Here is a 1,520-nt window from a genome sequence, read left to right as displayed (position 1 = left end):
AGAATCGCGGGTTCCTTCTGCGCGAGGCCCGCTTTCATCGGAAAGTCGGTCTTGGGCAGGAAGACGGTGTCGCGCCAGTCGCGTGCGGGTTCGGGTGTGTCAGTCATGGGTGCGCGCGGCCTTACGGCGTTCGCCCCCCCTTCGGCAAGCTAGGTGCTTGTCAGGATTGTCCGTGCGGTGTCGCAATCGCGGGCCATCTGGTGCTTGAGCGCGTCGAGGCTGTCGAACTTTGCCTCTGGCCGGATGAAGTCGATGAGGGCGACCTCGATCGTCTGGCCATAGAGATCGCCGTCGAAATCGAAGAAATAGGGTTCGAGCAGCTCGGTCGGCGCGCCCTCGATCGTGGGGCGGATGCCGAGATTGGCGGCGCCGTCCAGCACGCGCCCGTCGGGCAGGCGGCCGCGTACCGCATAGATGCCGTAGCGCGGGCGCAGATAGGTGCCCATCGACAGGTTGGCCGTCGGATAGCCGAGCTGACGACCGAGCTTTGCGCCATGTTCGACGGCCCCGCGAATCGCGAAGGGGCGGGTCAGAAAAGCGGCGGCCTCGCGCGGTTCGCCCGCGATCAGGTGCTGGCGAATGCGGCTGGAGGAGACGGGCGCGCCGCCCGCCAGCACCGGCGCGACGGTATCGACCGAGAAGCCGCGCGCATCGCCCAGCGTCGTCAGGCTGGCGACATTGCCCGTGCGCCCCTTGCCAAAGGTGAAGTCGGCACCGGTCACCACCCCGCCCGCACCGACCGGCCCGGCGAGGCGATCGGCGAATTGTTCGGCGCTGAGGCTGGCGAGCGCGGCGTCGAAACCGAACACCAGCATCGCATCGGCCCCGGCGGCGGCGAACAATTCCTGCCGCTGGTCGAGCGTGGTCAGGCGGAAGGCGGCGCTGTCGGGGCGGAAGAAGCGCATCGGGTGCGGATCGAAGGTGGCGACGATTGCCGCCCGCCCTTCGGCACGGGCACGCGCCACCGCCCGGCCGATCACCGCCTGGTGGCCGAGGTGGAATCCATCGAAATTGCCGAGCGCGACGATCCCGCCGCGCACGCCCGCCGGGACCGGCGAGCCGCCGTCCAGCCGCTCCATGGCCCGCGCCTATACGGACGGTAAATGCGCTTGCCTATCCCGGCCTTTCTGACCGGGGGTCAGCGGGTGAGTGTGACGAAGCTGTAGGCGGGGCGGTCGCCGTCGGCGGCGTGGTCGGCGCGGGCGACTTCGCGCCAGCCGGTGAAGGCGGGGACGGTGGCGTCGCCGTCGGGGCTGGCGTGGATTTCGGTCAGCTCGATGCGGGTGGCGCGGGGCAGGTAGAGCGCGAAGATTTCCGCCCCGCCGATCACCGCGACCTCCGCCACGTCGCCCGCCAGCCTCAGTGCGGCGTCGGGATCGTGCGCGACCTCCGCCCCCGGTGCCTGCCACGCGCGGTCGCGGGTCAGGACGATGTGGCGGCGGCCGGGCAGGGGGCTGGGGAAGCCGTCGAACGTCTTGCGGCCCATCACCATCGGCTTGCCCATCGTCATCGCCTTGAAC

The 1,520-nt window shown here is 70.3% G+C and carries 2 protein-coding genes; both read right to left on the bottom strand.

The window, feature by feature from the left end; translation table 11 throughout:
* Positions 1 to 149: 149 nt before the first annotated feature.
* A complete protein-coding gene (locus VL973_RS04880; RefSeq protein WP_325282908.1) occupies positions 150 to 1,079 on the bottom strand; it encodes a bifunctional riboflavin kinase/FAD synthetase in 930 nt (309 codons plus the stop codon).
* A gap of 59 nt (positions 1,080 to 1,138) precedes the next feature.
* Positions 1,139 to 1,520, bottom strand: a 382-nt coding sequence (locus VL973_RS04875; protein WP_325282907.1) for a dihydrofolate reductase, incomplete at its 5' end; no start/stop codon positions are given.

This window comes from Sphingomonas sp., from assembly GCF_035490575.1.
Classification (GTDB): Bacteria; Pseudomonadota; Alphaproteobacteria; order Sphingomonadales; family Sphingomonadaceae; genus Sphingomonas.
This window is presented reverse-complemented; position numbering and strand designations above follow the sequence as displayed.

Coding starts and splice junctions, on each gene's coding strand:
- VL973_RS04880 (WP_325282908.1), bottom strand. CDS start 1,079: ATGGAGCGGCTGGACGGCGGCTCGCCGGTCCCGGCGGGCGTGCGCGGC.